The sequence below is a fragment of the Actinoplanes sp. NPDC049599 genome, from assembly GCF_044465625.1.
GTDB lineage: Bacteria > Actinomycetota > Actinomycetes > Mycobacteriales > Micromonosporaceae > Actinoplanes.
Genome location: NZ_JBITLX010000013.1, coordinates 89052 through 111184, shown reverse-complemented (window position 1 = coordinate 111184; position 22133 = coordinate 89052). Strand labels below are relative to the sequence as shown.

17 protein-coding genes and 1 pseudogene are annotated in these 22133 nt (G+C 72.5%); 6 read left to right on the top strand and 12 right to left on the bottom strand.

The window, feature by feature from the left end; all coding sequences use genetic code 11:
- On the bottom strand, positions 1-363 hold the full coding sequence (uraH, locus tag ACIBQZ_RS23145) for a hydroxyisourate hydrolase (protein WP_396090829.1): 363 nt from the start codon (positions 361-363) through the stop codon (positions 1-3).
- Positions 350-859: a 2-oxo-4-hydroxy-4-carboxy-5-ureidoimidazoline decarboxylase gene (gene uraD / locus ACIBQZ_RS23140; RefSeq protein WP_396090828.1), complete on the bottom strand. Its 510-nt coding sequence runs from the start codon at positions 857-859 to the stop codon at positions 350-352. The genes uraH and uraD overlap by 14 nt, the downstream gene beginning before the upstream one ends.
- Before the next feature lie 106 nt (positions 860-965).
- On the opposite strand from uraD, the gene ACIBQZ_RS23135 reads away from it, so the two are divergent.
- On the top strand, positions 966-3923 hold the full coding sequence (locus ACIBQZ_RS23135) for an ATP-dependent RNA helicase (RefSeq protein ID WP_396090827.1): 2958 nt from the start codon (positions 966-968) through the stop codon (positions 3921-3923).
- On the top strand, positions 3920-4450 hold the full coding sequence (locus ACIBQZ_RS23130) for an adenylyl-sulfate kinase (RefSeq protein ID WP_396090826.1): 531 nt from the start codon (positions 3920-3922) through the stop codon (positions 4448-4450). The genes ACIBQZ_RS23135 and ACIBQZ_RS23130 overlap by 4 nt, the downstream gene beginning before the upstream one ends.
- 677 nt (positions 4451-5127) lie before the next feature.
- Here the strand turns inward: ACIBQZ_RS23130 and ACIBQZ_RS23125 are convergent.
- The 5 genes from ACIBQZ_RS23125 to yidD all read right to left on the bottom strand — a co-directional run bounded on the left by ACIBQZ_RS23125 (position 5128) and on the right by yidD (position 10929).
- The gene (locus ACIBQZ_RS23125) at positions 5128-7437 is read right to left on the bottom strand and encodes a putative bifunctional diguanylate cyclase/phosphodiesterase (RefSeq protein ID WP_396090825.1); all 2310 of its coding nucleotides are present in this window, start codon (positions 7435-7437) and stop codon (positions 5128-5130) included.
- A 134-nt stretch (positions 7438-7571) separates the two neighbouring features.
- Positions 7572-8294 (bottom strand): PP2C family protein-serine/threonine phosphatase, encoded by a 723-nt coding sequence (locus tag ACIBQZ_RS23120; protein WP_396090824.1) that lies wholly within the window; start codon positions 8292-8294, stop codon positions 7572-7574.
- Positions 8295-8388: 94 nt separating this feature from the next.
- Positions 8389-9411, bottom strand: coding sequence for a hypothetical protein (locus tag ACIBQZ_RS23115; RefSeq protein ID WP_396090823.1), 1023 nt, complete (start codon positions 9409-9411; stop codon positions 8389-8391).
- A complete protein-coding gene (locus ACIBQZ_RS23110; protein ID WP_396090822.1) occupies positions 9408-10535 on the bottom strand; it encodes a transporter substrate-binding domain-containing protein in 1128 nt (375 codons plus the stop codon). Before ACIBQZ_RS23110 ends, ACIBQZ_RS23115 begins: the two co-directional genes overlap by 4 nt.
- Positions 10536-10590: 55 nt before the next feature.
- Positions 10591-10929, bottom strand: a complete 339-nt coding sequence (gene yidD / locus ACIBQZ_RS23105) for a membrane protein insertion efficiency factor YidD (protein ID WP_396090821.1) — start codon at positions 10927-10929, stop codon at positions 10591-10593.
- A gap of 69 nt (positions 10930-10998) precedes the next feature.
- Between yidD and ACIBQZ_RS23100 the strand changes: the two genes are divergently transcribed.
- Complete coding sequence (locus tag ACIBQZ_RS23100; protein WP_396090820.1) at positions 10999-11748, top strand: hypothetical protein; 750 nt, start codon at positions 10999-11001, stop codon at positions 11746-11748.
- Positions 11749-11760: 12 nt separating this feature from the next.
- Here the strand turns inward: ACIBQZ_RS23100 and treZ are convergent, their stop codons facing one another.
- From treZ to glgX, 3 genes are all read right to left on the bottom strand, one after another.
- On the bottom strand, positions 11761-13494 hold the full coding sequence (gene treZ, locus ACIBQZ_RS23095; protein WP_396090819.1) for a malto-oligosyltrehalose trehalohydrolase: 1734 nt from the start codon (positions 13492-13494) through the stop codon (positions 11761-11763).
- Positions 13495-13757: 263 nt separating this feature from the next.
- Complete coding sequence (gene treY, locus ACIBQZ_RS23090) at positions 13758-16073, bottom strand: malto-oligosyltrehalose synthase (protein ID WP_396090818.1); 2316 nt, start codon at positions 16071-16073, stop codon at positions 13758-13760.
- Position 16074: 1 nt separating this feature from the next.
- Complete coding sequence (gene glgX, locus ACIBQZ_RS23085) at positions 16075-18186, bottom strand: glycogen debranching protein GlgX (RefSeq protein ID WP_396090817.1); 2112 nt, start codon at positions 18184-18186, stop codon at positions 16075-16077.
- A gap of 235 nt (positions 18187-18421) precedes the next feature.
- Between glgX and ACIBQZ_RS23080 the strand changes: the two genes are divergently transcribed.
- The 3 genes from ACIBQZ_RS23080 (at position 18422) to ACIBQZ_RS23070 (ending at position 20686) form a co-directional block, all read left to right on the top strand.
- The gene (locus ACIBQZ_RS23080) at positions 18422-19399 is read left to right on the top strand and encodes an ATP-binding cassette domain-containing protein (protein ID WP_396090816.1); all 978 of its coding nucleotides are present in this window, start codon (positions 18422-18424) and stop codon (positions 19397-19399) included.
- On the top strand, positions 19396-20247 hold the full coding sequence (locus tag ACIBQZ_RS23075) for an ABC transporter permease (RefSeq protein WP_396090815.1): 852 nt from the start codon (positions 19396-19398) through the stop codon (positions 20245-20247). The genes ACIBQZ_RS23080 and ACIBQZ_RS23075 overlap by 4 nt, the downstream gene beginning before the upstream one ends.
- Before the next feature lie 232 nt (positions 20248-20479).
- A complete protein-coding gene (locus ACIBQZ_RS23070; RefSeq protein WP_396090941.1) occupies positions 20480-20686 on the top strand; it encodes a hypothetical protein in 207 nt (68 codons plus the stop codon).
- 30 nt (positions 20687-20716) lie between these two features.
- Here the strand turns inward: ACIBQZ_RS23070 and ACIBQZ_RS23065 are convergent.
- Together ACIBQZ_RS23065 and ACIBQZ_RS23060 are read right to left on the bottom strand one after the other, a co-directional pair.
- Positions 20717-21001, bottom strand: a pseudogene (locus tag ACIBQZ_RS23065) (IS630 family transposase); the annotation flags it as partial.
- A gap of 761 nt (positions 21002-21762) precedes the next feature.
- Complete coding sequence (locus tag ACIBQZ_RS23060; RefSeq protein ID WP_396090814.1) at positions 21763-22122, bottom strand: hypothetical protein; 360 nt, start codon at positions 22120-22122, stop codon at positions 21763-21765.
- Between the last annotated feature and the right edge of the window lie 11 nt (positions 22123-22133).

Here is a 22133-nt window from a genome sequence, read left to right as displayed (position 1 = left end):
TCAGCTCCCTCGGTAAGTGGTGTAGCCGTAGCGGCTCAGCAGCAGCGGCACGTGGTAGTGCCGGTCCGGGTCGTGCACGTGGAACGCGACCGTGATCTCCGGGAAGAAGGCGCCGCCACCCAGGTACGGCTCCACGTAGAACACGAACCGGTAGCCGCCGGCCTGCCAGTCGTGCAGCGGCACCTCGTGGCGCAGCCGGCCGTCGTCGTCGGTGCGCCCCTCGGCGATCAGCTGCCAGCCGGCGGAGTCGCGGCGCTCCAGGCGCACGTACACGTCGCGGGCCGGGTCGCCGGTGACGGTGTCGAGGATGTGCGTGGAGAGCTTGGCGTGCGACGTCGCCGCCGTACCTTCAGTCGAGGGCATCAAGCAGCCTCTCCAGCCGCAGCAGGGCGATCTTGCGCAGCTCGCCGGCGACGATCTCCCGCTCGAGCGCCTCGTTGTTGCCGATCCGCTCGCGCGCCGCCGCGAGGATCTCCTCCTGCGTCCGGCCGCTCGCGAAGATCAGGAACACGTGCCCGAACTTGTCCTCATAGGCGTGGTTCGCGGCGATCAGCGCGGCCCGGGTGTCGTCGTCGCCGCTGCTCGCGGCCGTGGACTGCTCGCGCCGCGACCATGCGGCCTCCTGCGAGTCGCCCTGCGCACGCTCCCCGATCCGCGGGTGCGCGGACAGACCCTGCAGGACATCCGGCCAGCTCAAGCCGCGTGCGGCCGCGTCGGCCGCGGCCAGCACGGCGTCCCTTGACCGGTACGGCCGGAGCGCGGCGACCGCACTCCCCCAGGCGGGAGCGGCGCACACAGCAAGCAGCTCCGCCTCGAGCTTGCCGGCGGGCAGGGAGTTGAAGGCCTCGACCCCGTCCATCCGTCACCCCCTGTCGGCAGACGGACAGTCAACCAGCCCGCCGGCGAATTCGGCACCCGATCCCCCCGATTTAACACACCGCACACGTGACCGCGAGACTGGTCCGGTGCTGATCGCCGCGGACGCCCTGCCCGACCTGCCCATCCGCGCGGTGCTCCCGGCGGTCACCGCCGCCCTGGCCACCGCGGGCGCGGCGGTGCTGGTGGCGCCCCCGGGCACGGGCAAGACGACGCTGGTGCCGCTGGCCCTCGCCGGCGCCGCCCCTAACGCGAAGGTGGTGGTGGCCGAGCCCCGCCGGGTCGCGGCCCGCGCGGCGGCCCGCCGGATGGCGGCCCTGCTCGGCGAGCAGGTCGGCGAGCGGGTGGGCTACACGGTCCGCGGCGACCGCCGCGTCTCGGCCCGGACCCGGGTCGAGGTGGTGACCACCGGAGTTCTGGTACGCCGGCTGCACCGCGACCCGGAACTGGCGGGCACCGCGGTCGTGATCCTCGACGAGTGCCACGAACGGCATCTGGACTCGGACCTGGCGCTGGCGTTCCTGATCGAGGTCCGCGCGGCCCTGCGCCCGGACCTGCGGGTGCTGGCCACCTCCGCGACCGCCGAGTCCGAGCGCCTGGCCGAGGTGCTGGGCGACGCCCCGGTGGTGGAGGCGAAGGCGGCGCTGTTCCCGGTCGAGGTGCACTGGTCGCCGCCGCCGGCCCCGGTCGCGCCGCCGCTCGGCCTGCGGGTGGACCCGAAACTGCTCGACCACGTCGCCACCACGATCCGCCGGGCGCTGGCCGAGGGCGACGGCGACGTGCTGGCGTTCCTGCCGGGCGCCCGCGAGATCGAGACGGTGGCGACCCGGCTCCGCGGCGCGCCCGCGGAGATCGTCACCCTGCACGGCCGCCAGTCCGGCTCCACTCAGGACGCGGCCCTGCGCCCCGGCCGGGCCCGCCGGGTGGTGCTGGCCACGGCGGTCGCGGAGAGCAGCCTGACGGTGCCCGGCGTACGGTCGGTGGTCGACGCGGGCCTGAGCCGGGTCCCCCGGATGGACCACAGCCGGGGCCTGGGCGCCCTGGTGACGGTCGCGGTCTCCCGCGCTTCGGCAACCCAGCGGGCCGGCCGGGCCGGGCGTGAGGCGCCGGGCCGGGTGTACCGCTGCTGGTCCCAGGCCCAGCACGACCGCCTGCCGGCGCAGCCGGAACCGGAGATCGCGGCGGCGGACCTGACCGGCTTCGCCCTGGACCTGGCCCAATGGGGCCACCCCGACGGTACGGGCCTGAGCCTCCCGGACGCACCACCACCCGGCGCGATGCAGGTGGCGACCGGCACCCTGCAGGCGCTGGGGGCGACGGACGCCGCCGGGCGGATCACCGCTCGGGGCCGGGCGCTGGCCGACGCGGGCCTGCACCCCCGGCTGGCACGGGCGCTGCTGGACGGCGCCCGGACCATCGGCTCGCGCCGGGCGGCCGAGGTGGTGGCGCTGCTGGACGGCGAGCGGACCGCCGACGATCTGGCCGGGGCGTGGCGGCGGGCCCGCGCCGACCGGGACCCGGGGTGGCGCACCGAGGTCCGGCGGCTGACCGCGGCCGTCACCCGGAACCCGGCGGCCGAGGAGGGTGAGGGCGCCACCGCCGCTGCCGAATACGCCCTCACCGGCGACCGCGGCTCCGCCGACCCCGGCGACCGCGACCCCTTCGACCGCGACCCCGGCGACCGCGGCCCCGGCGACCGCGGCTCCGGCGACCGCGGCTCCGGCGGCCCCGGTGCTGGCGGCCCCGGCGACCGCGACCCCGGCGACCGCGGCCCCGGCGGCCCCGGCGACCGCGGCTCCGGCGACCGCGGCTCCGGCGGCCCCGGTGCTGGCGGCCCCGGCGACCGCGGCCCCGGCGACTCCGGCCGCTCCGGCGACTCCGGCCGCTCCGGCGACCCCGGCCGCTCCGGCGACCCCGGCGACTCCGGCGACTCCGATGGCGGCACCGGCGGAGGAGGCCGGACGGTCGGCGGGGAGGGTGGACGCTGCGGCGATCGGGGGGCCGGCGGGGGCCGGGAGACTTCCCGGAGTGGCGGCCGGGATCGCGGGCCGCAGGGTGCACCGGAGTGGCTGCCGGACGACCTGGCCGCCGGGCTGATCGTCGGGCTCGCGTACCCGGAGCGGGTGGCCAAGGTGCGGGAACCGGGCGGCCGGTCGTACCTCATGGCGGGCGGCACCGCCGCGGAGCTGACCGGCGGCAGCGGGCTGGCGGGCGCGACCTGGCTGGCGATCGCGGACGCGGACCGGGCGCCGGGGGCCCGCACCGCGCGCATCCGCAGCGCCGCCCCGCTCGACGAGGCGACCGCCCGCGAGGCCGCGGCCACTCTGCTGCACTCCGGCACCGAGATCGGCTGGCTCGACGGCGACGTGGTCGCCCGCCGCACGGAGAAACTCGGCGCCATCACCCTGGTCGAGCACCGCCTCGACAAGCCGGACCCGGCCCGGCTGCGGGCGGCCCTCCTCGACGGCGTGCGGCGTGCGGGACTGGGCCTGCTGACCTGGTCGCGAGCCGCCACCGAGCTGCGGGCACGCCTGGCGTTCGCGCACGCCGCGATGGGCGGCCCGTGGCCGGCCGTCGACGACGAGTCCCTACTGGCGACACTGGAGGACTGGCTGCCGCTGGGCCAGGCACGCCGCCGCGCGGACCTGGCGAAGATCGACACCGCGAACGCCCTGCGCCGGCTGCTCCCCTGGTCGGTGGCGGGCCGCCTGGACGAGGTCGCCCCGGAACGCCTGCCGGTGCCGAGCGGCTCGAAGGTCCGCATCGACTACACGGACCCGGCGGCCCCGGTGCTGGCGGTGAAGGTGCAGGAGGCGTTCGGCTGGCGCGACGCCCCCCGCCTGGCCGACGGGCGCATCCCGGTCCGGCTGCATCTGCTCTCCCCGGCGGGGCGCCCGGTGGCGGTGACCCAAGATCTGGCGTCCTTCTGGGCGACGGGGTACCCGCAGGTGCGGGCGGAACTCCGCGGGCGCTACCCCCGCCACCCGTGGCCGGAGGACCCGACCACCGCCCAGCCGACCCGCCGCCTGAACCGCCGCACCCCATGAGCACACCCGATGGCGCCCGGGCCCTGCTGCTCACGGGCACCGTCGGTGCCGGCAAGACCTCCGTCGCTGACGCGCTCGGTGACCTTCTGACCCGGGGCGCGGTGCCGCACGCGATTCTCGACGTCGACTGGCTGCGCCGGTCGTGGCCCAGCCCGCCGGATGACCCGTTCAACAGCGCCATGGCCCTGCGCAACCTGCGGACCGTCGCGGCCAACTACCTCCAGGCGGGCGCCCTGCGGCTCGTTCTGGCCGGCGTGCTGGAGAGCCGAGCGGAACGGGACGCCTACCAGGCCACGCTGGGCGTCCCGCTCGCCGTCTGCCGGCTGCGTGTGGCGCTGCCGACGATCCGGCAACGGCTCCTCCGCCGCCACGAGCACGACGCCGCCGGGCTGCGCTGGCACCTCGCCCGCTCCGGCGAGCTGCACGACATCCTTGAGCGGGTCCGGATCGAGGATGTCGTCGTTGACGGGGAACCCGGCTCCGTCCACCAGGTCGCGCGGACGGTGATGGCGGCGGCCGGCTGGTGAACGGCGGCAGCCATCCGATGAGGTGACCGATCTTCGGGCTTGGCTCCAGCCGTTGTCAGCGGTGGCCGTCTTCCGACCTCGGGTGTGCTGGAATCTGCTCGAAGCGATGGCTCCTCGCGCATTGCGGCGCCGTGGCCATGCTAGAGCTGCAACACGCGAAGGATTGAGTTGCGGGGTGGGGTTTCCGCGGGTGTGTTGATCGGTGGTGTTGAGCTGCGGGTGGGTTTGGTGGTGCGAAGGGGGACATGTCAGGAGGAAAGGCGCGTGACTGGTGGATCTTGCGGAGTGGTGGTTCGGCTGGATCGTTTTAGCTCTTCAAGATCCGCTGGCGGTGGTGTGGTGAACGATCGTGGCGGTCAACCCTCGCCGTTTCGCGCAGCCGCAGCCGCAGCCGCCGGCACGGCCGTGGGTGCTGGTCAGGCTCGACAGGGGATCCCGCGGATGGCCGGGCCGGCGTGGGGAGGAGTCCTGTTCATGAGCGCCTTGCAAGCTCAACCGAGTTCCTCACTCGGACCTGCGACCTGGCAGACGGCCATCAAAACTCGTGGACGAGGCTCGCTCAATCGGGTGAGCTATCCGATATCTGCCGCGATCGGCAGGCGAGCCGCAGCGCCACAGAACCTGCGACCGACCGCCGGCATCAAACCCGCCGGACCCCCACACCCCCGGCCGGCATCCTAGGAGGCTAGGTGTGAGGGGTGATGCGGCGCGCTCTGGGCGGGGATGGTCGCCGCCAGCCGGTGCACCGGGCCCGGCTGGCCGAACAGATACCCCTGCCCGAGGTGGCAGCCCAACGCGGCCAGCGCCCGGGCCCGGGCCGGCGTCTCAATCCCCTCGGCCACCACAGCGATCCCCAGCTCGGCGCAGATCGCCAGCACGGATCGGCACAGCGCCCCGGCCCGCTCCGGTGACACGTCCACATCGGTCAGGGTCGAGTCCAGTTTCACGATGTCCACCGGCAGCGAGTGCAACTGCGCCAGGGCGTTGTATCCGCTGCCGAAGTCGTCCAGGGCCACGCGTACCCCGCGCCGGCGCAGCCGCTCGGCGACCTCGATCGCTCGCGGCATGTCCGGGATGCGGCGGGTTTCGGTGATCTCCACGACCAGCCGGGACGGCCGGACGTTGTGCCGCTCCAGCGCCTGCGCCACCGCCTCCTCCAGGCCGTGCTGGCCCAGCCGGGCCGCCGAGACGTTGACGTGCATGTCGATCGGGCGGCCGTACGTGTTCGCCAGCGCCGACGCGTCCGCGCAGGCCCGGTCGAGCACGAAGTCGTCGATCGCCGCGACCAGGCCGGTGCGTTCCGCGACCGTCACGAACACGTCCGGGTCGACCGGGCCGGCCACCGGGTCGGTCCAGCGGGCCAGCGCCTCCACCGCGACGATCGCGCCGTCGGTGAGCCGGACGATCGGCTGGTAGTAGACCTCGAAGCCGGCCGCCGCGGGCGCGCCGGACAGGGCCCGGGCCAGCAGGTGCGGCAGGTCCGCGTTCGGGCCGCCGTCCGCGCCGCCGGCATAGCGGACCAGCGCGTTCTTGCCGCGACGTTTGCTCACGTACATCGCCGCGTCGGCGCGGCGCAGCAGGGCGTCCGCGGACAGGTCGGCGTCGCCCGGCTCCGGCAGGACCAGGCCGAGGCTGGCGCTCACGCCGACCGTGTGGTCGTCGATCACGAACGGTTCGCGCAGCGCCGCCAGGATGCGGTTGCCGGCCGGCTCGGCGTCGGCCGTCCGGTGCTCGAGCAGGACCGCGAACTCGTCGCCGCCGAGGCGGGCCACCAGCGCGCCGGGGCCGGCGGCGGCGACCAGCCGGTCGCCGATCGCGCGCAGCACCCGGTCGCCCATGGCGTGCCCGAAGCTGTCGTTGATCAGCTTGAAGTCGTCCAGGTCGGCGAAGAGCAGCGCCACCGGCACGCCGCGATGCCGGTACGCGTCCAGCGCCAGCACCAGCCGCTCGCGGAACAGCGCCCGGTTGGCCAGGCCGGTCAGCGGATCGTGGTACGCCTGATGGTGCAGCCGCTGCTGTCCCTCGGAGACGCGGGCCAGCAGCACCGTGTTGTCGACGATGGTGAACATCTGCCGGGCCACCACCAGCCCGAGCCCCAGCCAGCCCAGGTACGCCTCGTACGAGGTGAGCTGCCCGCCCGCCCCGGTGCGCACCGCGATCACCACGCCGGTCGCCACCACCGGCACGTACGGCAGCAGCAGGTGCAGCCAGTCCGCCTCGGCCCGTTCCGCGATCCGCGGGTCGCCCAGGCCGGGGTTGCTGATCGCCGCCAGGCCGAGCAGCGCCGGCCCGAGCAGGTAGCCCGCCGACTCGACCGGCGTGAGCCCCCCGCTGCTCAGGTGCAGCAGCCGCAGCGTGTCGGAGACGCCCAGGGCCAGCATCGCCAGCGCGGTGAGCCGCAGCGGCACCCGGGCCGCGCGCGAGGCCGGCCGGGTCGCCAGCAGCAGCAGGACCATGACGGCGATGAGCAGGTCCGCCACCGGGTACGCCGCCGCGAACCCGACCACCCAGGGTTTCTCGCCCCCCTCGTCGAACAGCCGGCCGGGCAGCGCCGACCAGGCCAGCGCCAGCAGCGAGCCGGTGATCAACACGCTGTCGATGACCAGCACCACCCGGTCGCGGCGCAGCGAGGCCTGGACCGGCCGGGGCAGCGCCATCGAGCCGGCGATCAGGGCCAGCGCCGCGAAGACCGGCAGCACCAGGAAGCCCACGTCGCCGAGCCGGCCGGCCACCGGGCGGGCGGGGTCCAGGATGTCGGCGACGATCCACCAGAGCCGGACCGCGGCGAAACCGGCCAGCCCGGTGCCGATCAGCAGCCGCCACCGGCGCCGCGGGCCGGTCCGCTCACGGCCGGTGGCGAGGCAGATCAGGGCGGCTGTCGCGCCCGCGGCGAACTGCGCCGCGTCGGCGAAGAGGCGCTGGCCGGCTCCGGCGGGCACCGCGTACGTGCCGATCGCCGTGACGGCGGCGACGAGCGCCAGCGTCACGGCTGACTGTGCCGACAGCCGTCCCGTCGTCATCACCACCCGCAGCCGAGCCGCGGCAGGCCCCCGCGACCGGAGTAAGGTACCGCAGCCCCGGGCCGTTGCGAGAAGTCCGGGCGGAGCCGGGACCGCACCGCTCAGGCGACGGTGACCAGATCGGCGACGATCACCGTGATGTTGTCCGGTCCGCCGCCCTGCAGGGCGAGATCGAGCAGGCGCTCGGCGCAGCTCTGCGGCGCGTCGCAGGCGAGCAGCTCCTCCTCGATCCGCTCCGCGGAGACCACGGTGGTGAGGCCGTCGCTGCACAGCAGCCAGCGGTCGCCCGGCTCGGGCTCGACGATGACGTACGAGGGGCTGACCGGCTCGCCCTGCAACGCCTGGGTGACGACCGCGCGGCGCGGATGGCTGCCCGCCTCCTCCGGCCGGATCAGACCCTGGTCGACCAGCATCTGCACGTACGTGTCGTCCTTGGTCAGCTGGTTCAGCCGGCCGTCGCGCAGCAGGTAGGCCCGGGAGTCGCCGACGTGGGCCAGCGCGGCCCGGTCGCCGGAGAAGATCACGGCGGTCAGCGTGGTGCCCATGCCCTGCAGGGCGGCGTCGGTGGCGACGGTCTCGGCGATCCGGCCGTTCGCCACCTCGAGCGCCTTGTGCAGCGCGTCCATCTGGCTGTCGTTGTCGATCGCGACGTCGAGGGAGGTCATCGCCTCGACGGCGAGGCGGCTCGCGACGTCACCGGCGGCCATGCCGCCCATGCCGTCCGCGACGACGAGCAGCCGGTCACCGGCGTAGTAAGCGTCCTGGTTGTTGCTCCGGACGTGGCCTCTATCGGTGACGGCCGCCCACCGCAGGTGCAAGGTCATGGCGTGCAGCCTGCCAGGTCCGGTCCAGCCTGTCTGCACGTGGTCGGCGGCGCGCCGGGACAACCGGTCCGTACCCGCGCAAATTCCGAGGTCATCAGGGTTGCAGGGGGCGGCCGAGGCAGCGCGGGTCGACCTCGGTGACCTGCCGGACGGGCGCGACCCATTCCAGCGCGGACTCGTCGATCGGCCAGCCGCGTACCGTGATCCGGCTTTTCTGGGTGCGGATCGGCTCCGGGCACAGGGTCTTGGACCGCACCCGGTCGTTGGGGATGAACACCACCTCGCCGCCGCGCTGCAGGAGTGTGGTGGCGGTGTCGTCGACCGTGATCAGCTGCCCGCGGAGCACCCGGACCGGCTCCCGGCCGTCGCCGACCTCAACCGCGCTGTTGGGCAGCACCGGCGCGCGCAGGAAGACCACCCCGATCACGAACGGGGCGAGGATGACCGCCGCCACCGCGGGCCAGTGCGTGGCCAGCCGGGCCGCGCGGGCCGGCACCGGGCCGGTGAGCAGCCAGCCGAGCAGCGCGGGCGCGGTCAGCAGCACGGCCGTGCCGTACTCGCCGGCGGCCAGCGACATCCGGATGCCGGGCCACACCCAGAGCAGCACCACCAGGCCGAGCACGATCGGCACCACCAGCGTCACCACGACCAGCATCCGGCGCTCGCCGGGATACCGCTGCACCGCGGTCAGCGCGAGGATGACGGCGACGAGCATGAGCAGCGTGGGCAGCAGGCGCAGCTGCCAGGTGAAGCCGGCCAGCGCCACGGCGACGCCCACCACCCAGTCCGGCATGCGCAGCGCGGTCAGCGCGAGCAGCGAGCGCCGGGCGGCCTCCTCCGGGTCGGGCGAGCTGATCAGCAGCAGGCCGCCGAGCGCCCGCAGCACCAGCACGACGGCCGGCACGGTCCAGATCAGCGTGATGATCAGCGCGCTGATCATGCCGAGCGGGCTGATGTACTGCACCAGCAGCAGCATCGTCGGCAGGTCCTGCCGGCTCAGGTACCAGAGCCGGAGCACGAGCAGCACCAGCGGGAACGCCGGCAGCGCGGTGAGCACCCAGTTGAGCTGGCTGCGGCGCACCCGGCGGGCCGGCCGGGGGTACGGCGCCACCGTCACGGGACCACCTCCTCCCAGGGCAGCTCGCGCACCCGGGGCCGGACGGTGTCGGGCTGCTGCGGCCGGGACAGCGGCACCAGCTTGCCGTCACCGGTCTTGTTCTGCACCGTCTCGGGCAGGATGTTCCGCTCGTACGCCTGCTCCCAGCGCGCGTCCTTCGGATCCTCGAACGAGCGGTAGAGCGTGACGTTCACCAGGTCGCGCAGGGCCTGGTTGGCGCCGACGCTGACCCCCCACGCCTCGGTCTTGTCCAGGCCCAGGTCCCAGTGGTCGTACTTGGCCGGGTGCTTGGCCTTGAAGCCGCCGAGGATCACGGCGTCGGTGGTGATCGCGTGAACCCGGTCGGTGTCCAGCAGGTCGAAGCACTCGGAGACGCGGTTGCGCCGGGTCAGGACGGCGCCGGAGCTCCGGGCGGCGTCAGCACTGGTCGAACTGGACAGCGAGCAGACATTCTTGCCTTTGAACTCCTCCAGGCTGGCCACCTTGGCGTGGCCCTTCAGGGTGATCACCGACTGCTCGGTGTGCAGATACGACTGGGTGAACATGACGTTCGGCTCGCGCTCGCGTGCCTCGGTGATGCTGTAGCTGGCGATCACCATCTTGACCGGCACCGGCTCGCCGGCCAGGTCGGTGGCCTCCAGCCGGGCCCGGTCCTCGCTCTCGATGCCGTAGAACCGCACCTCCTCGCGGCGGAAGCCGAGATCCTCGGCGATCATGTACGCGATGTCGATGTCGAAGCCGCGCCAGCTGCCGTCCTCGGGGTCGCGCTCGGCGATGCCGGGCTGGTCGTCCTTGACGCCGATGGGCAGCGTCTTCCACTCATCGACGCCGGCCGCGCGGCGCAGGTCCTCGATCGAGGGCGGGCCGATGTGGAACAGCCGGACCCAGGAGAAGGCCAGCACCAGGATGATGATCGTGCCGACCGCGACCAGCCGCCACGGCGCGAGCGAGCCGCCCCAGCTGCGCGCCAGCTGATCGGCCCGGGCGAAGTCGGGCTGGGCGAAGGTGCGCCGCAGCCCGGTGAGCGCGCGCTGGGCCCGGGCCCGGCGCGGGCGGCGCTGGGTGGGCACCCGCCGGTGCACGACCACCTTGCGCACCGGCGCGCCGCCGCTGTCCTCGTCCATCGTCGACACTGCTCTCCCGTCACCGCACCGGATCGACCATCGTGCCCGACCAAGGTCACGGAACGGGGTCCGCGGTCCCGTATGCGACGCCGGGCCGGCAGCGCCGCAGCCGGCCGGCGGTCAGCCGCAGCCCCTTGCGGGTGCCGTAGCGCTGGACCGCCGCCAGCCCGTAGGCGCTGCACGAGGGGGTGTAGCGGCAGCGGGTGGGCAGGCGCGGCGAGACCTTGCGGTAGCCGCGGATGGCGCCGGTGACGGCGGCGTCGGTGCGCGAGCCGCCCACCCGGGCCAGCGCCAGCAGCAGCGCGCTCAGCGAAAAGATGTCGCAGACCTCGCAGCCGCAGTCGCAGCCGTCGTACCACTTGTCCTTGCGCTTGCGGCGCTTGCTCCCCACCATGGCGACCATGGTGGCGCACCGGTGCGACAACCTCGCATAGGCACCACCGGTTCGGGGTACCAGGGCGGGATGAAGCTCGCTCCCACCCTGGCGGCGGCCGCCCTCGGCGCGGCCGTGGCGGTGCGGGCCGCGCGCTCCCGGTACCGCCGTTTCCTGCACCCCGACGGCCGCTCGTTCACCGGTGACCTGGAGGTCTGGGGCACGCTCGAGCCGACCGGCGCGGAGCTGATCGACCGGCCCGGCCGGCACCCGGTGACGCTGCGGATCTCCAAGGGCGTCGGAACCCGGCCGGGGTTCCCGGACATCCTGGGCGTCGCCGTCCGGGTGCACGGCCCGGTGGCGGGGCGCCGGCACGACCTGCTGTTCTCCACGGCCGGGGCGGGGCGGGTGCTGCGTCACGTGCCGGTGCCCCGGCGCGGTTTCGACACCACGTACGGCTCGATCCTGCCGTACCGGTCGGGCTCCGGCCGCACGTTCCACCTGGGCGTGCACGCGGACCCGGACGGCCGGCCGCTCGGCCGTACCCTCGAATCGGTGGTCACCGCGGCCCGGCACGACGGCGCCGGGCTGCTGCTGACGCTGGCGGACGGCGCCGCGGTCGAGGCCGTCGGCCGGCTGCGCTTCGGCGCGGTCCTGTCCCCCGCCCAGGACGCGGCGCTGGCGTTCGACCCGGTCCGCAACGTGCCGGCGGATCTCCACCCGACCGGGCTCGTGCACGGCAGCCGGGCGCCCGCCTACCGGCTCAGCCAGCGCTGGCGCGGCGCCCGGCCGGCGACGGCGAACCCGGCGGCCGTGGCCCGGACCGACCTGCACCGCTGACCGCCCGGGCGGTCAGCGGAAGGCAACCACCACGGCGGTCTCCGGCGGCAGCTCGACCCGGTCGCGTTGCAGCACCACACCCGGCTCGGTGGCCAGCAGCACGCTGCGCGGCACCGCCCGCAGGCTGATCGTCTGGGGCACCGGCGCGAGGTTCACCGCGACCGCGCAGCCGCCGCGGCGCAGCACCACGTGCTGGTCGCCGTGCCGGACGTCAACCCGGTCCAGCCGCGGGTCGGACAGGTCCGGGTGGCTGCGGCGCAGCGCGATCAGCCGCCGGTGGAACGCCAGCATCTCGGCGTGGCCGGGCTTCTCCCGCTCGTCCCAGTCCAGCTTGGAGCGCTGGAACGTCGCCGGGTCCTGCGGGTCCGGCACGTCGGCCTCGGCCCAGCCGTGCGAGGCGAACTCGCGCCGCCGGCCGTTCTGCACGGCGGCGGCCAGCTCGGGCTCGGGGTGGCTGGTGAAGAACTGCCACGGGTTGCTGGCCGCCCACTCCTCGCCCATGAACAGCATCGGCGTGAACGGCGAGGTGAACAGCAGGGTGGCGCCGATCTTCAGCCGGCCCGGCGACAGGGTCGCCGACAGCCGGTCGCCGGTCGCCCGGTTGCCGATCTGGTCATGGTTCTGCAGGTACGCGACGAACCGGTGCCCGGGCATGCGGGCGCGGTCGACCGGACGCCCGTGCCGGCGCCGGCGGAAGCTCGACCACGTGCCGGCGTGGAAGAAGGCGCCGGTCAGCACCGTCTCCAGGCTCTCCAGCGAGCCGAAGTCGCCGTAGTAGCCCTGCCGCTCGCCGGTGAGCATCGTGTGCAGCACGTGGTGCACGTCGTCGTCCCACTGGGCCTGCAGCCCGTAGCCGTGCGCCTCCCGGCTGGTGATCAGCTTCGGGTCGTTGAGGTCCGACTCGGCGATCAGCGACAGCGGCCGGTTCAGGTGGGTGGACAGGCTCTCCACCTCGACCGCCAGCTGCTCCAGCAGGTGCGTCGCGTTGTGGTCGGTCAGCGCGTGCACGGCGTCGAGCCGCAGCCCGTCGACGTGGTAGTCGCGCAGCCAGCCCAGCACGCTGTCGATGATGTAGCGGCGGACCTCCTCCGACAGCGGGCCGTCCAGGTTGACCGAGTCGCCCCACGGATTGGTCCCGGCCGCGCTCAGGTACGGCGCGAACATCGGCGCGTACGCCCCGCTCGGGCCGAAGTGGTTGTACACGACGTCGAGCACCACGCCGAGGCCCTTGCGGTGGGCGGCGTCGACGAACCGCTTGAGCCCGTCCGGGCCGCCGTACGCCTCGTGCGGGGCGAACCAGCAGACCCCGTCGTAGCCCCAGTTGTACTCGCCGTTGAAGGAGTTCACCGGCAGCAGCTCGACCAGGTCGACACCGAGCTCGACAAGGTGGTCCAGCCGCTCGATCGCCGCGTCGAAGGTGCCCGCCGGGGTGAAGGTGCCCACGTGCAGCTCGTAGAGGACCGCACCGGGGAGCTGCCGACCGGTCCAGGAGCCGTCCGTCCAGGCGAACGCCGCATGGTCGTACACCCGGCTAGGGCCGTGCACGCCCGCGGGCTGCCACGCCGAGCGGGGGTCGGGCAGCGGGGCGTCGTGATCCGGCAGCAGGTACGCGTAGTCCGTGCCCGGTCCGGCGTCGGGCACCTCCCGCCGCCACCAGCCGTCCGCGCCGCGTTCCATCTCGTGGTCCGTCCCGTCGACCCGCAGCCTGACGGACTTCTCCGGCACCCACACCTCGAAGAGCGTCATGCTCGTCTCACCTTCAGCATGCCCTCCTGGCCCTCACCGGCAAGGCCGCGGGCAACGAACGGTAGGCGACGTTCGGTGCAGTCGGTCATGCTGCGCTCACCTTCAGCATGCCCTCCTGGCCCTCACCGGCAAGGCCGCGGACGACGAACGGTAGGCGACGTTCGGTGCAGTCGGTCATGCTGCGCTCACCTTCAGCATGCCCTCCTGGCCCTCACCGGCAAGGCCGCGGGCAACGAACGGTAGGCGACGTTCGGTGCAGTCGGTCATGCTTGCTTCACCAGCAGGGCGACGGGGTAGGTGTGCAGCAGATCGGCCACCGCGAGGCGGCTGCCGCCGTAGCTGGTGTTGGTGAAGACTTCCGTCCAGGTGTGACCGTTGAGTGTCAGCGCGGTGTCCTGCCAGCCGCCGTGGCGTGACAATCCGACCGGCAGCCGGGTCGCGACCGCCACCACGCCGCCGCGGTCGAAGGCCAGCACGTGCTCGGCGACCCGGCCCTCGGCGAAGACCGGCCGGTAGCCGGCGAACAGCTCCGGCCGCTGCCGGCGCAACCGCAGGGTACGGCTGGTGACCAGCAGCTTCGCGGCGCCGGTCGGGTCGATCGGCGGCTGCCAGCCGTCGTCGAGCCGGCCCAGCAGCTCGCGCCGCAGGCCGAAGTCGACCGGCCGCCGGTTGTCCGGGTCGACCAGCGAGAAGTCCCAGAGCTCGGTGCCCTGGTAGGTGTCCGGCACGCCGGGCACGGTCAGCTGGACCAGCTTCTGGCCCAGCGCGTTGGACCAGCCGGGCGGCGTGATCGCCGTGACGAAGTCGCCGATCTCGCGGTGCAGGACCGGGTCGTCGTAGAGCTTGTCGACCATCTCGCGCAGCGCGTCCTCGAACCGGGCGTCCGGGTGCTGCCAGGTGGTGCTCGCCGCGCCCTCGCGGGCGGCCTTGAGCGCGTACGCCTGCAGCCGCTCGCGGTCGATCGGCCACGCGCCGACCGCGGCCTGCCAGATCAGGTGCGCCAGCGCCGGATCGGGCAGCGGCGCGACCCGCATCCAGCGGCGCACCACCTCGGTCCAGTCCCCCGGCAGCTCGCTGAGCACGGCGAGCCGGGCCCGGACGTCCTCGCTGCGCTTGGTGTCGTGGGTGGAGAGCGTGGTCATGCTCCCCGGCCAGTGCCGCCCGCGCTCGTGGGCGCACTCGTGGAACTCGTCCGGGTGCACACCGAATTTCGCCGGGTCGTTGCCGACCTCGTTGCGGGCGGTGAACCGGGTCCACCGGTAGAACGCGGTGTCCTCGACGCCCTTGGCCATGACCGCGCCGGTGTACTGCTGGAAGCGCACGGCGAGCTCGTCGTCCGGGCGCCGCAGCCGGGCGGTGAGCTGGTCCAGGGCCGGGATCAGCGCGGGCCGCCGGCGGCCCGCCTCGGCCCGGGCCCGGGCCAGGTGCCGGGAGCCGAACGGCAGGTAGGAGCGGTACACCGGGAAGCAGGCGGCCAGCTCGGCCAGCGCCCGCAGGGCGGCCTCGATCTCCGGCACCAGCCGGCACATCCGGGCCAGCTCGGCGGCGAGCAGCGCGGTCGCCGCGTGCAGCTTCGTCTCGTGCACCAGGTCCTGCCAGCTGCGCTCGCCGCCGGTGAGGTGGTGGTCGAGGGTGTCGAAGAACGCCTCGGTGCCCGGGTCGACGAAGACCCCGCAGATCTCCGAGAGCGCGTCGTAGCCGGTGGTGCCGGCCACCGGCCACTCCGGCAGCTGCTCGCCGGGCTCGAGGATCTTCTCGACTGTCAGCCAGGCCTCCGGCGCGGCCGCGTGCAGCCGCTCCAGGTAGCCGCCCGGGTCGCGCAGCCCGTCCGGGTGGTCCACCCGGATGCCCTGCACCGCGCCCTCGGCGTACCAGCGCAGGATCTCGGCGTGGGTGGCCTCGAAGACCTCCGGGTCCTCGACCCGCAGGCCGGCCAGGTCGACGATGGCGAAGAACCGGCGGTAGTTCAGCTCCGCGTCACCGCGAGTCCAGTTGACCAGCTCGTAATGCTGCCGGTCGTGCACCTCGCGCGCGGTGCCGGCGCCGGTGCCGTCGGCGATCGGGTAGCGCTTGTCGAAGTAGTGCAGCTCGTCGCCGACGACCTCGAGCTGGTCCAGCGCGTCCGGCTCGTCGGCCAGCACCGGCAGCAGCAGCCGGCCGCGGGACCAGTCGATGTCGTAGAACCTCGCGTACCGGGACTGCTCGCCGTGCTTGAGCACGTCCCACCAGGTCGGGTTGGCAGCCGGGACGCCCACGCCGGCGTGGTTGGGCACGATGTCGATCACCAGCCCCAGCCCGGCGGCGTCCAGCGCCGCCTTCAGGGCCAGCCGCCCCTCCTCGCCGCCGAGGGCCGGGTTGACCTGGCTGTGGTCGACCACGTCGTAGCCGTGCTCGGAGCCGGGCGTCGCGGTCAGCAGCGGCGCGGTGTAAAGGTGGCTGACCCCCAGGTCAGCCAGGTAGTCGGCCAGCTCGGCGGTGGCTTTCAGGGGGAACTCTGGGCGGACCTGGACGCGGTAGGTACCGGTAGGAAGGTCATCAGTCCGGTCAGGGGCGGTGGCGAGGTGGTCGGATGTGGGCAATTTAGACCGTCCTGTCCAACACGATGAGCGAGCGATCCGGGACGACGATGGAGGAGGCCGCCTCGACGAACATCGGGCTGTCCGGCGCCGGCGCCGCGGTCTCGATGACCTTCTCCCACTTGTCGCCGTACTCCGCGGGCGGCGTGTGGAACTCGATGGGGGCGTCGTGGGCGTTGAAGAACAGCAGGAAGGAGCTGTCCACGTGGCGCTGGCCGTACTGGCCGCGCTCGCGGATGCCCTCGCCGTTGACGAACAGGGCCACCGCCCGGCCGAAGTCGTTGCCCCAGTCGTCGCCGGCCATCTGCCGGCCGTCCGGGGTGAACCACTCCAGGTCGGGCAGCGGATCACCGCCGCCGCGCGCGGTCACCGGCAGCCCGGTGAAGAACCGGCGCCGCTGGAACACCTGGTGGCGGTGCCGGAACGCGGTCAGCTTGCGGGTGAACTCGAGCAGCGTCTCGTCGGCGTTCTCCCAGTCGATCCAGCTGATCTCGTTGTCCTGGCAGTACGCGTTGTTGTTGCCCTGCTGGGTGCGGCCCAGCTCGTCGCCGTGCGAGATCATCGGCACGCCCTGGCTGAGCATCAGCGTGGCCAGGAAGTTGCGCCGCTGCTTGGCCCGCAGCGCCAGCACGTGCTGGTCGTCGGACGGGCCCTCGGTGCCGCAGTTCCAGGACCGGTTGTGGCTCTCGCCGTCCCGGTTCTCCTCGCCGTTGGCCTCGTTGTGCTTGTCGTTGTACGAGACCAGGTCGTTGAGGGTGAAACCGTCGTGCGCGGTGACGAAGTTGATCGAGTGGAACGGCTTGCGGCCGTCGTCCTGGTACAGGTCGGCCGAGCCGGTGATGCGGCTGGCGAACTCCGCCAGGGTGGCCGGCTCGCCGCGCCAGAAGTCGCGCACGGTGTCGCGGTACTTGCCGTTCCATTCGGTCCAGTTCGGCGGGAAGTTGCCGACCTGGTAGCCGCCCGGGCCGACGTCCCACGGCTCGGCGATGAGCTTGACCTGGCCCACCACCGGGTCCTGCTGGACCACCTCGAAGAACGTGGAGAGCCGGTCGACGTCGTAGAATTCCCGGGCCAGGGTCGAGGCGAGGTCGAAGCGGAACCCGTCGACGTGCATCTCGGTCACCCAGTAGCGCAGCGAATCCATGATCAGCTGGAGGCTCTGCGGGCTGCGCACGTTCAGGCTGTTGCCCGTGCCGGTGTAGTCCATGTAGAAGTGCGGCTGATCGTCGACCAGCCGGTAGTAGGTCCGGTTGTCGATGCCCTTGAGGCTCATCGTCGGCCCGAGGTGGTTGCCCTCGGCGGTGTGGTTGTAGACGACGTCGAGGATGACCTCCATGCCGGCCGCGTGCAGCGCCTTGACCATGCCCCGGAATTCCTGGGTCTGCTGGCCGAGCGAGCCCATCGCCGAGTAACCGTGGTACGGCGCGAAGAACCCGAGCGTGTTGTAGCCCCAGTAGTTGCGCAACCCGAGATCGGCGAGCCGGTTGTCGTGCACGAACTGGTGCACCGGCATCAGCTCGACGGCGGTGATCCCGAGCTTCTTGAGGTGGTCGATGACCGCCGGGTGCCCGATCGCCGCGTACGTGCCGCGCATGTCCTTGGGCACCTCGGGGTGCCGCTCGGTCAGCCCCTTGACGTGCGTCTCGTAGATCACCGAATGGTGGTACGGGATGTCCGGGCGCCGGTCGTTGCCCCAGTCGAAGTACGGGTTGACCACCACACCCTTGGCCATGTGCGGCGCCGAGTCGAGATCCGACATCTCGTCCGGATTGTCGAAGTCGTATGCGTACAGCGACGGATGCCACGCGATGTCCGCGTCGACCGCCCGCGCGTACGGATCGAGCAGCAGCTTGTGCGGGTTGCACCGCAGCCCGCGCGACGGCTCGTACGGCCCGTAGACCCGGTAGCCGTAGCGCTGTCCCGGCTCGACTCCGGGCAGGTACGCGTGCCACACGAAGGCGTCCTGCTCGTGCAGCTGGACCTTCCGCTCGTTGCCCGACGGATCGAACAGGCACAGCTCCACCGCCTCGGCGACCTCCGAGAAGATCGCGAAGTTGGTGCCCGTCCCGTCGTACGTCGCGCCCAGTGGATACCGGTGACCCGGCCACACCTGCATGTGCTGCTCCCACCCTCGACCGTCGGTGCCCTGCGGTCGTGAGGGCATCGCCGCCGGCGGGCCGAGAAGTGCCCCGCGCGGGCGATGCTCAATCCTCCACGGCCGCGTCAGCGGCCATTGTCTCCGATGGCCCGGTCACCGTCCCGGCGACTGTCCGGTAGTCCGGCCACCGGGGTAGCGGATCTCCTCGGGAAAATGCCCCAGAAATGTCATACCCGTGCGGCACCATGCCTGCATGAGCTCACCAGCCATCGAGACCTCCGGTCTCGTCAAGATCTTCGGTGACAACCGCGCGGTCGACGGCGTCGACCTGACGGTGCCGGCCGGCACCGTCTACGGCCTGCTGGGGCCGAACGGTGCGGGCAAGACCACGGTGGTGCGCATGCTCGCCACGCTGCTGCGCCCCGACGGCGGCAGCGCCCGGGTCTTCGGCCACGACATCCTCCACGAGGCCGACGCCGTCCGCGCCCGGGTCAGCCTCACCGGTCAGTACGCCTCCGTCGACGAGGACCTGACCGGCTCGGAAAACCTGATCCTGCTGGCCCGCCTGCTCGGCCACTCGCGGCCGGGTGCCCGCGCCCGGGCCGCGCAGCTGCTGGCGGCGTTCGGCCTGACCGAGGCCGCCGACCGGCAGGTGAAGAAGTATTCCGGCGGCATGCGCCGCCGCCTCGACATCGGCGCGAGCATCCTCAACACCCCCGACCTGCTCTTTCTGGACGAGCCGACGACCGGCCTCGACCCGCGCAGCCGCAACCAGGTCTGGGACATCATCCGGGTGGTGGTCGCCAACGGCACCACCGTGCTGCTGACCACGCAGTATCTCGACGAGGCCGACCGGCTGGCCGGCCGGATCGCGGTGATCGACCACGGCCGGATGATCGCCGAGGGCACGCCGGGCGAGCTGAAGTCCTCGGTGGGCGCGGGCACGATCCACGTCCGGATCCGCGACGCCGGCCGGCGGTCCGCCGCCGAACGCATCCTCGCCACCGCGCTGGAGACCACGATCGACCTGGAGGCCGACCCGGTGGCGCTGACCGCGCGGGTCACGGGCTCCGAGCAGGGCGCCGCCGAGCAGGCGTCCCGCGCGCTGGCGGCGCTGGCCGCGGCCGACATCGTGGTGGACGACTTCGCCCTCGGCCAGCCCAGCCTGGACGAGGTGTTCCTGGCCCTCACCGACCGGCCCGCCGAGCAACCGCAGGAGGTCACCGCATGAGCACCGCGACCAGCGCCCCGGAGGCACCCACCGGTTACACCCCGTCGCCCGAGGCCCTGGCCGCGGTGCTGACCCGCGGGGAACGCCCACCGCGGCCCAGCGCCCTGTCGGCCTCGCTGACCTTCGGCTGGCGCGCGGTGCTGAAGATCAAACACGTCCCCGAGCAGCTCTTCGACGTGACCGCGTTCCCGATCATCATGACGCTGATGTTCACCTACCTGTTCGGCGGGGCGCTCGCCGGCTCAACCGGCGAATACCTCCAGTTCTTCCTGCCCGGCATCATGGTCACCAGCGTCGTCATGATCACCATGTACACGGGCGTCGGCCTCAACACCGACATCGAGAAGGGCGTCTTCGACCGGTTCCGCACGCTGCCGGTGTGGCGCCCGGCGGCGCTGGTCGGCATGATCTTCGGCGACGTGCTCCGCTACATCCTGGCGGCCACCGTGATCATGTCCGTCGGGCTGATCCTCGGCTTCCGGCCGGCGGGCGGCGCGACCGGCGTGATCGCGGCGATCGGCCTGCTGGTGGTCTTCTCGTTCGCCTTCTCCTGGGTGTGGACGATGTTCGGCCTGTTGCTGCGCTCGGAGAAGTCGGTGATGGGCGTCAGCATGCTGGTGCTGATGCCGCTGACCTTCCTGAGCAACGTCTTCGTCGACCCCCGGACGATGCCGGGCTGGCTGCAGGCCTTCGTCGAGCTGAACCCGATCAGCCACCTGGTGACCGGCGTGCGCTCCCTGATGGCCGGCGCCTGGGACCTGGGCGAGATCACCTGGACCCTGATCGCAAGCGCGGGCTTCGTGCTGATCTTCGGCACCCTGACCATGCGTCTCTACAACCGCCGCTGACACCTACCGAGGCTGGTCGCCACCGCCCCCATCCGATACTCTGCGTGGCAGACATGTAACGCAACGGCCACGACGATGGCCGCGAGGCTTCGCATCGCCACTCGGCGGCAACCGGGCGGCGGTCCGCCTCAACTGTTGACCAGTTCCAGCTGGTCGAGTTGAGTTGGATCGCCACTCGGTCGCATCGGGTGGCGTCTCTTCTCCCACTCGACCGCACGAGTGGGAGGTAACCGTGGGGCTCTCGTTGCTCGACCAGCTGCTCGCCGCCGGCCCCTGGGCCTTCGCGCTGGTCATGTGCGTTCCGACCGCAGGAATCGTCATCATGTTCGTCGTCGCGCTGGTGCTCGCGCCGAAAGGCGAGCGGGTCAAGGCGATCGAGGCAATGGCGGGTGTGGTGCGTGCCCTCAAGTCGGGACGGCGAGGCGGACCGCTCCCCTGAAACAGCCGGTCCCAGTCGATCGATCCCTAAAGCGCCTGGTCTGAACTGTTGTTCGTAACCCTCGCCGAGCCAGGGTGAGGTCCATGGTGCGGCGGTGGTGAGGTTGTCGGCGTCGGTGCGTTGGCGGAAGAAGGTGTGGGCCTGACGGATCCGGGCGGCCATGGTCGCGGGTGCGGTGTTGGTGGTGTTCTGTTTCAGGGCGGCCCAGATCCGTTCGACCGGGTTGTCTTGTGGGCTGTATTTCGCGCCTTCGATGGCCTGCAGGCGGGGGTGCTCAGCGAGCCACCGCTTCGTGATGCCGCCGTGGTGGGTGGCCGGCCGACGTGCCGGCGGGCGACCGGCCGACGTGCCGGCGGGCATCCTGTCGGCGTGCCGGCGGCGTGCCGGCGGGCATCCTGTCGGCGTGCCGGCGGCGTGCCGGCCTCCCGAATTCCGCCAAAGCCCCGAAGCCTTCACCCAACTCCGCAACGGACCGGCCCGACTAACAGGAACCACCCGAAAAGGTACAGCTTTGTCGCCCCGCAGGACCCACCCGGCGGCCTGGTGGCGTAACGGCGCGCAGCCGGCACCCGCCGTTCGCCATTTCTGGACCACGCCCCCGCTTGCTCGGTTCATCCCATATGCGGGGCCTGTCCCGCGGAAAGACGCAGCGATGGCGGAGATAGACGGATTCCTATATCAGGAGGAAACCGGCACGACTGACAGATCTTGCACCGCCGTGGTTCAGCTACATCGTTCTAGCTCGCCAAGATCTACAGGAAGGCCGCCACCGAGGCCGCGCGGCGAACGATCTGACCAGTAAACGAGAGCGTTATGCCATGACATATCCTGTTTTGCGGATTTCCAGCGGGCGTGACGGAGGTGCCGACGCCCCCACCGGATCGCGCACCGGTCCCCAGGATTCGATCGTCTAGACGAGTTTCAGTGGTCGTATGCGTTCAGGGACCGTTTGACTTCGGCGTTGATCCGCCAGTTGTGCCAGATCGCTGCGGTCATGGCGAGGAGGCATTGGGCGACGCGGGCGTAGACCCCGGACGGGGTGCGACCGCGGTGTCCTTCCAGGCTGAGCTGGCTTTTCATGGTTGACCGACTCGATCCACTGCCGGACACCGGCAAGGTTGCCGAACCGGCGGGTTTTCTCGTCCGAGCAGGTCGGGGCGGGCCAGTAGCACCCCGACCTGCTCGGCGGCGTACCGTTCGATGGCCTTGCCGGCCAGGCCCTTGTCGGCCAGCACGACCATGCCCGGGGCGAGTGCGCCCAGCTCGCGAGCAGGGTCCTCGGCGATCTCCCGCTCGCCGATCAGCCGGCCGGGTTCAGCACCAGCCGCAGCCGTCTTCGGATTCGCCAGGCACCACGCCACCGGCAGTCCTTCGACGGTGGTCAGCAGGTACAGCTTCAACCCCCAGTACCAGCGCGAACCGGCGATCTCGGCCAACACGGAACGCT

Bases quoted from the DNA above. Each gene is read 5' to 3' on its own strand.
- uraH (WP_396090829.1), bottom strand. From the start codon at position 363: ATGCCCTCGACTGAAGGTACGGCGGCGACGTCGCACGCCAAGCTCTCC.
- uraD (WP_396090828.1), bottom strand. From the start codon at position 859: ATGGACGGGGTCGAGGCCTTCAACTCCCTGCCCGCCGGCAAGCTCGAG.
- ACIBQZ_RS23130 (WP_396090826.1), top strand. From the start codon at position 3,920: ATGAGCACACCCGATGGCGCCCGGGCCCTGCTGCTCACGGGCACCGTC.
- ACIBQZ_RS23120 (WP_396090824.1), bottom strand. From the start codon at position 8,294: ATGACCTTGCACCTGCGGTGGGCGGCCGTCACCGATAGAGGCCACGTC.
- ACIBQZ_RS23110 (WP_396090822.1), bottom strand. From the start codon at position 10,535: ATGGACGAGGACAGCGGCGGCGCGCCGGTGCGCAAGGTGGTCGTGCAC.
- yidD (WP_396090821.1), bottom strand. From the start codon at position 10,929: ATGGTGGGGAGCAAGCGCCGCAAGCGCAAGGACAAGTGGTACGACGGC.
- ACIBQZ_RS23100 (WP_396090820.1), top strand. From the start codon at position 10,999: ATGAAGCTCGCTCCCACCCTGGCGGCGGCCGCCCTCGGCGCGGCCGTG.
- treZ (WP_396090819.1), bottom strand. From the start codon at position 13,494: ATGACGCTCTTCGAGGTGTGGGTGCCGGAGAAGTCCGTCAGGCTGCGG.
- glgX (WP_396090817.1), bottom strand. From the start codon at position 18,186: ATGCAGGTGTGGCCGGGTCACCGGTATCCACTGGGCGCGACGTACGAC.
- ACIBQZ_RS23080 (WP_396090816.1), top strand. From the start codon at position 18,422: ATGAGCTCACCAGCCATCGAGACCTCCGGTCTCGTCAAGATCTTCGGT.
- ACIBQZ_RS23075 (WP_396090815.1), top strand. From the start codon at position 19,396: ATGAGCACCGCGACCAGCGCCCCGGAGGCACCCACCGGTTACACCCCG.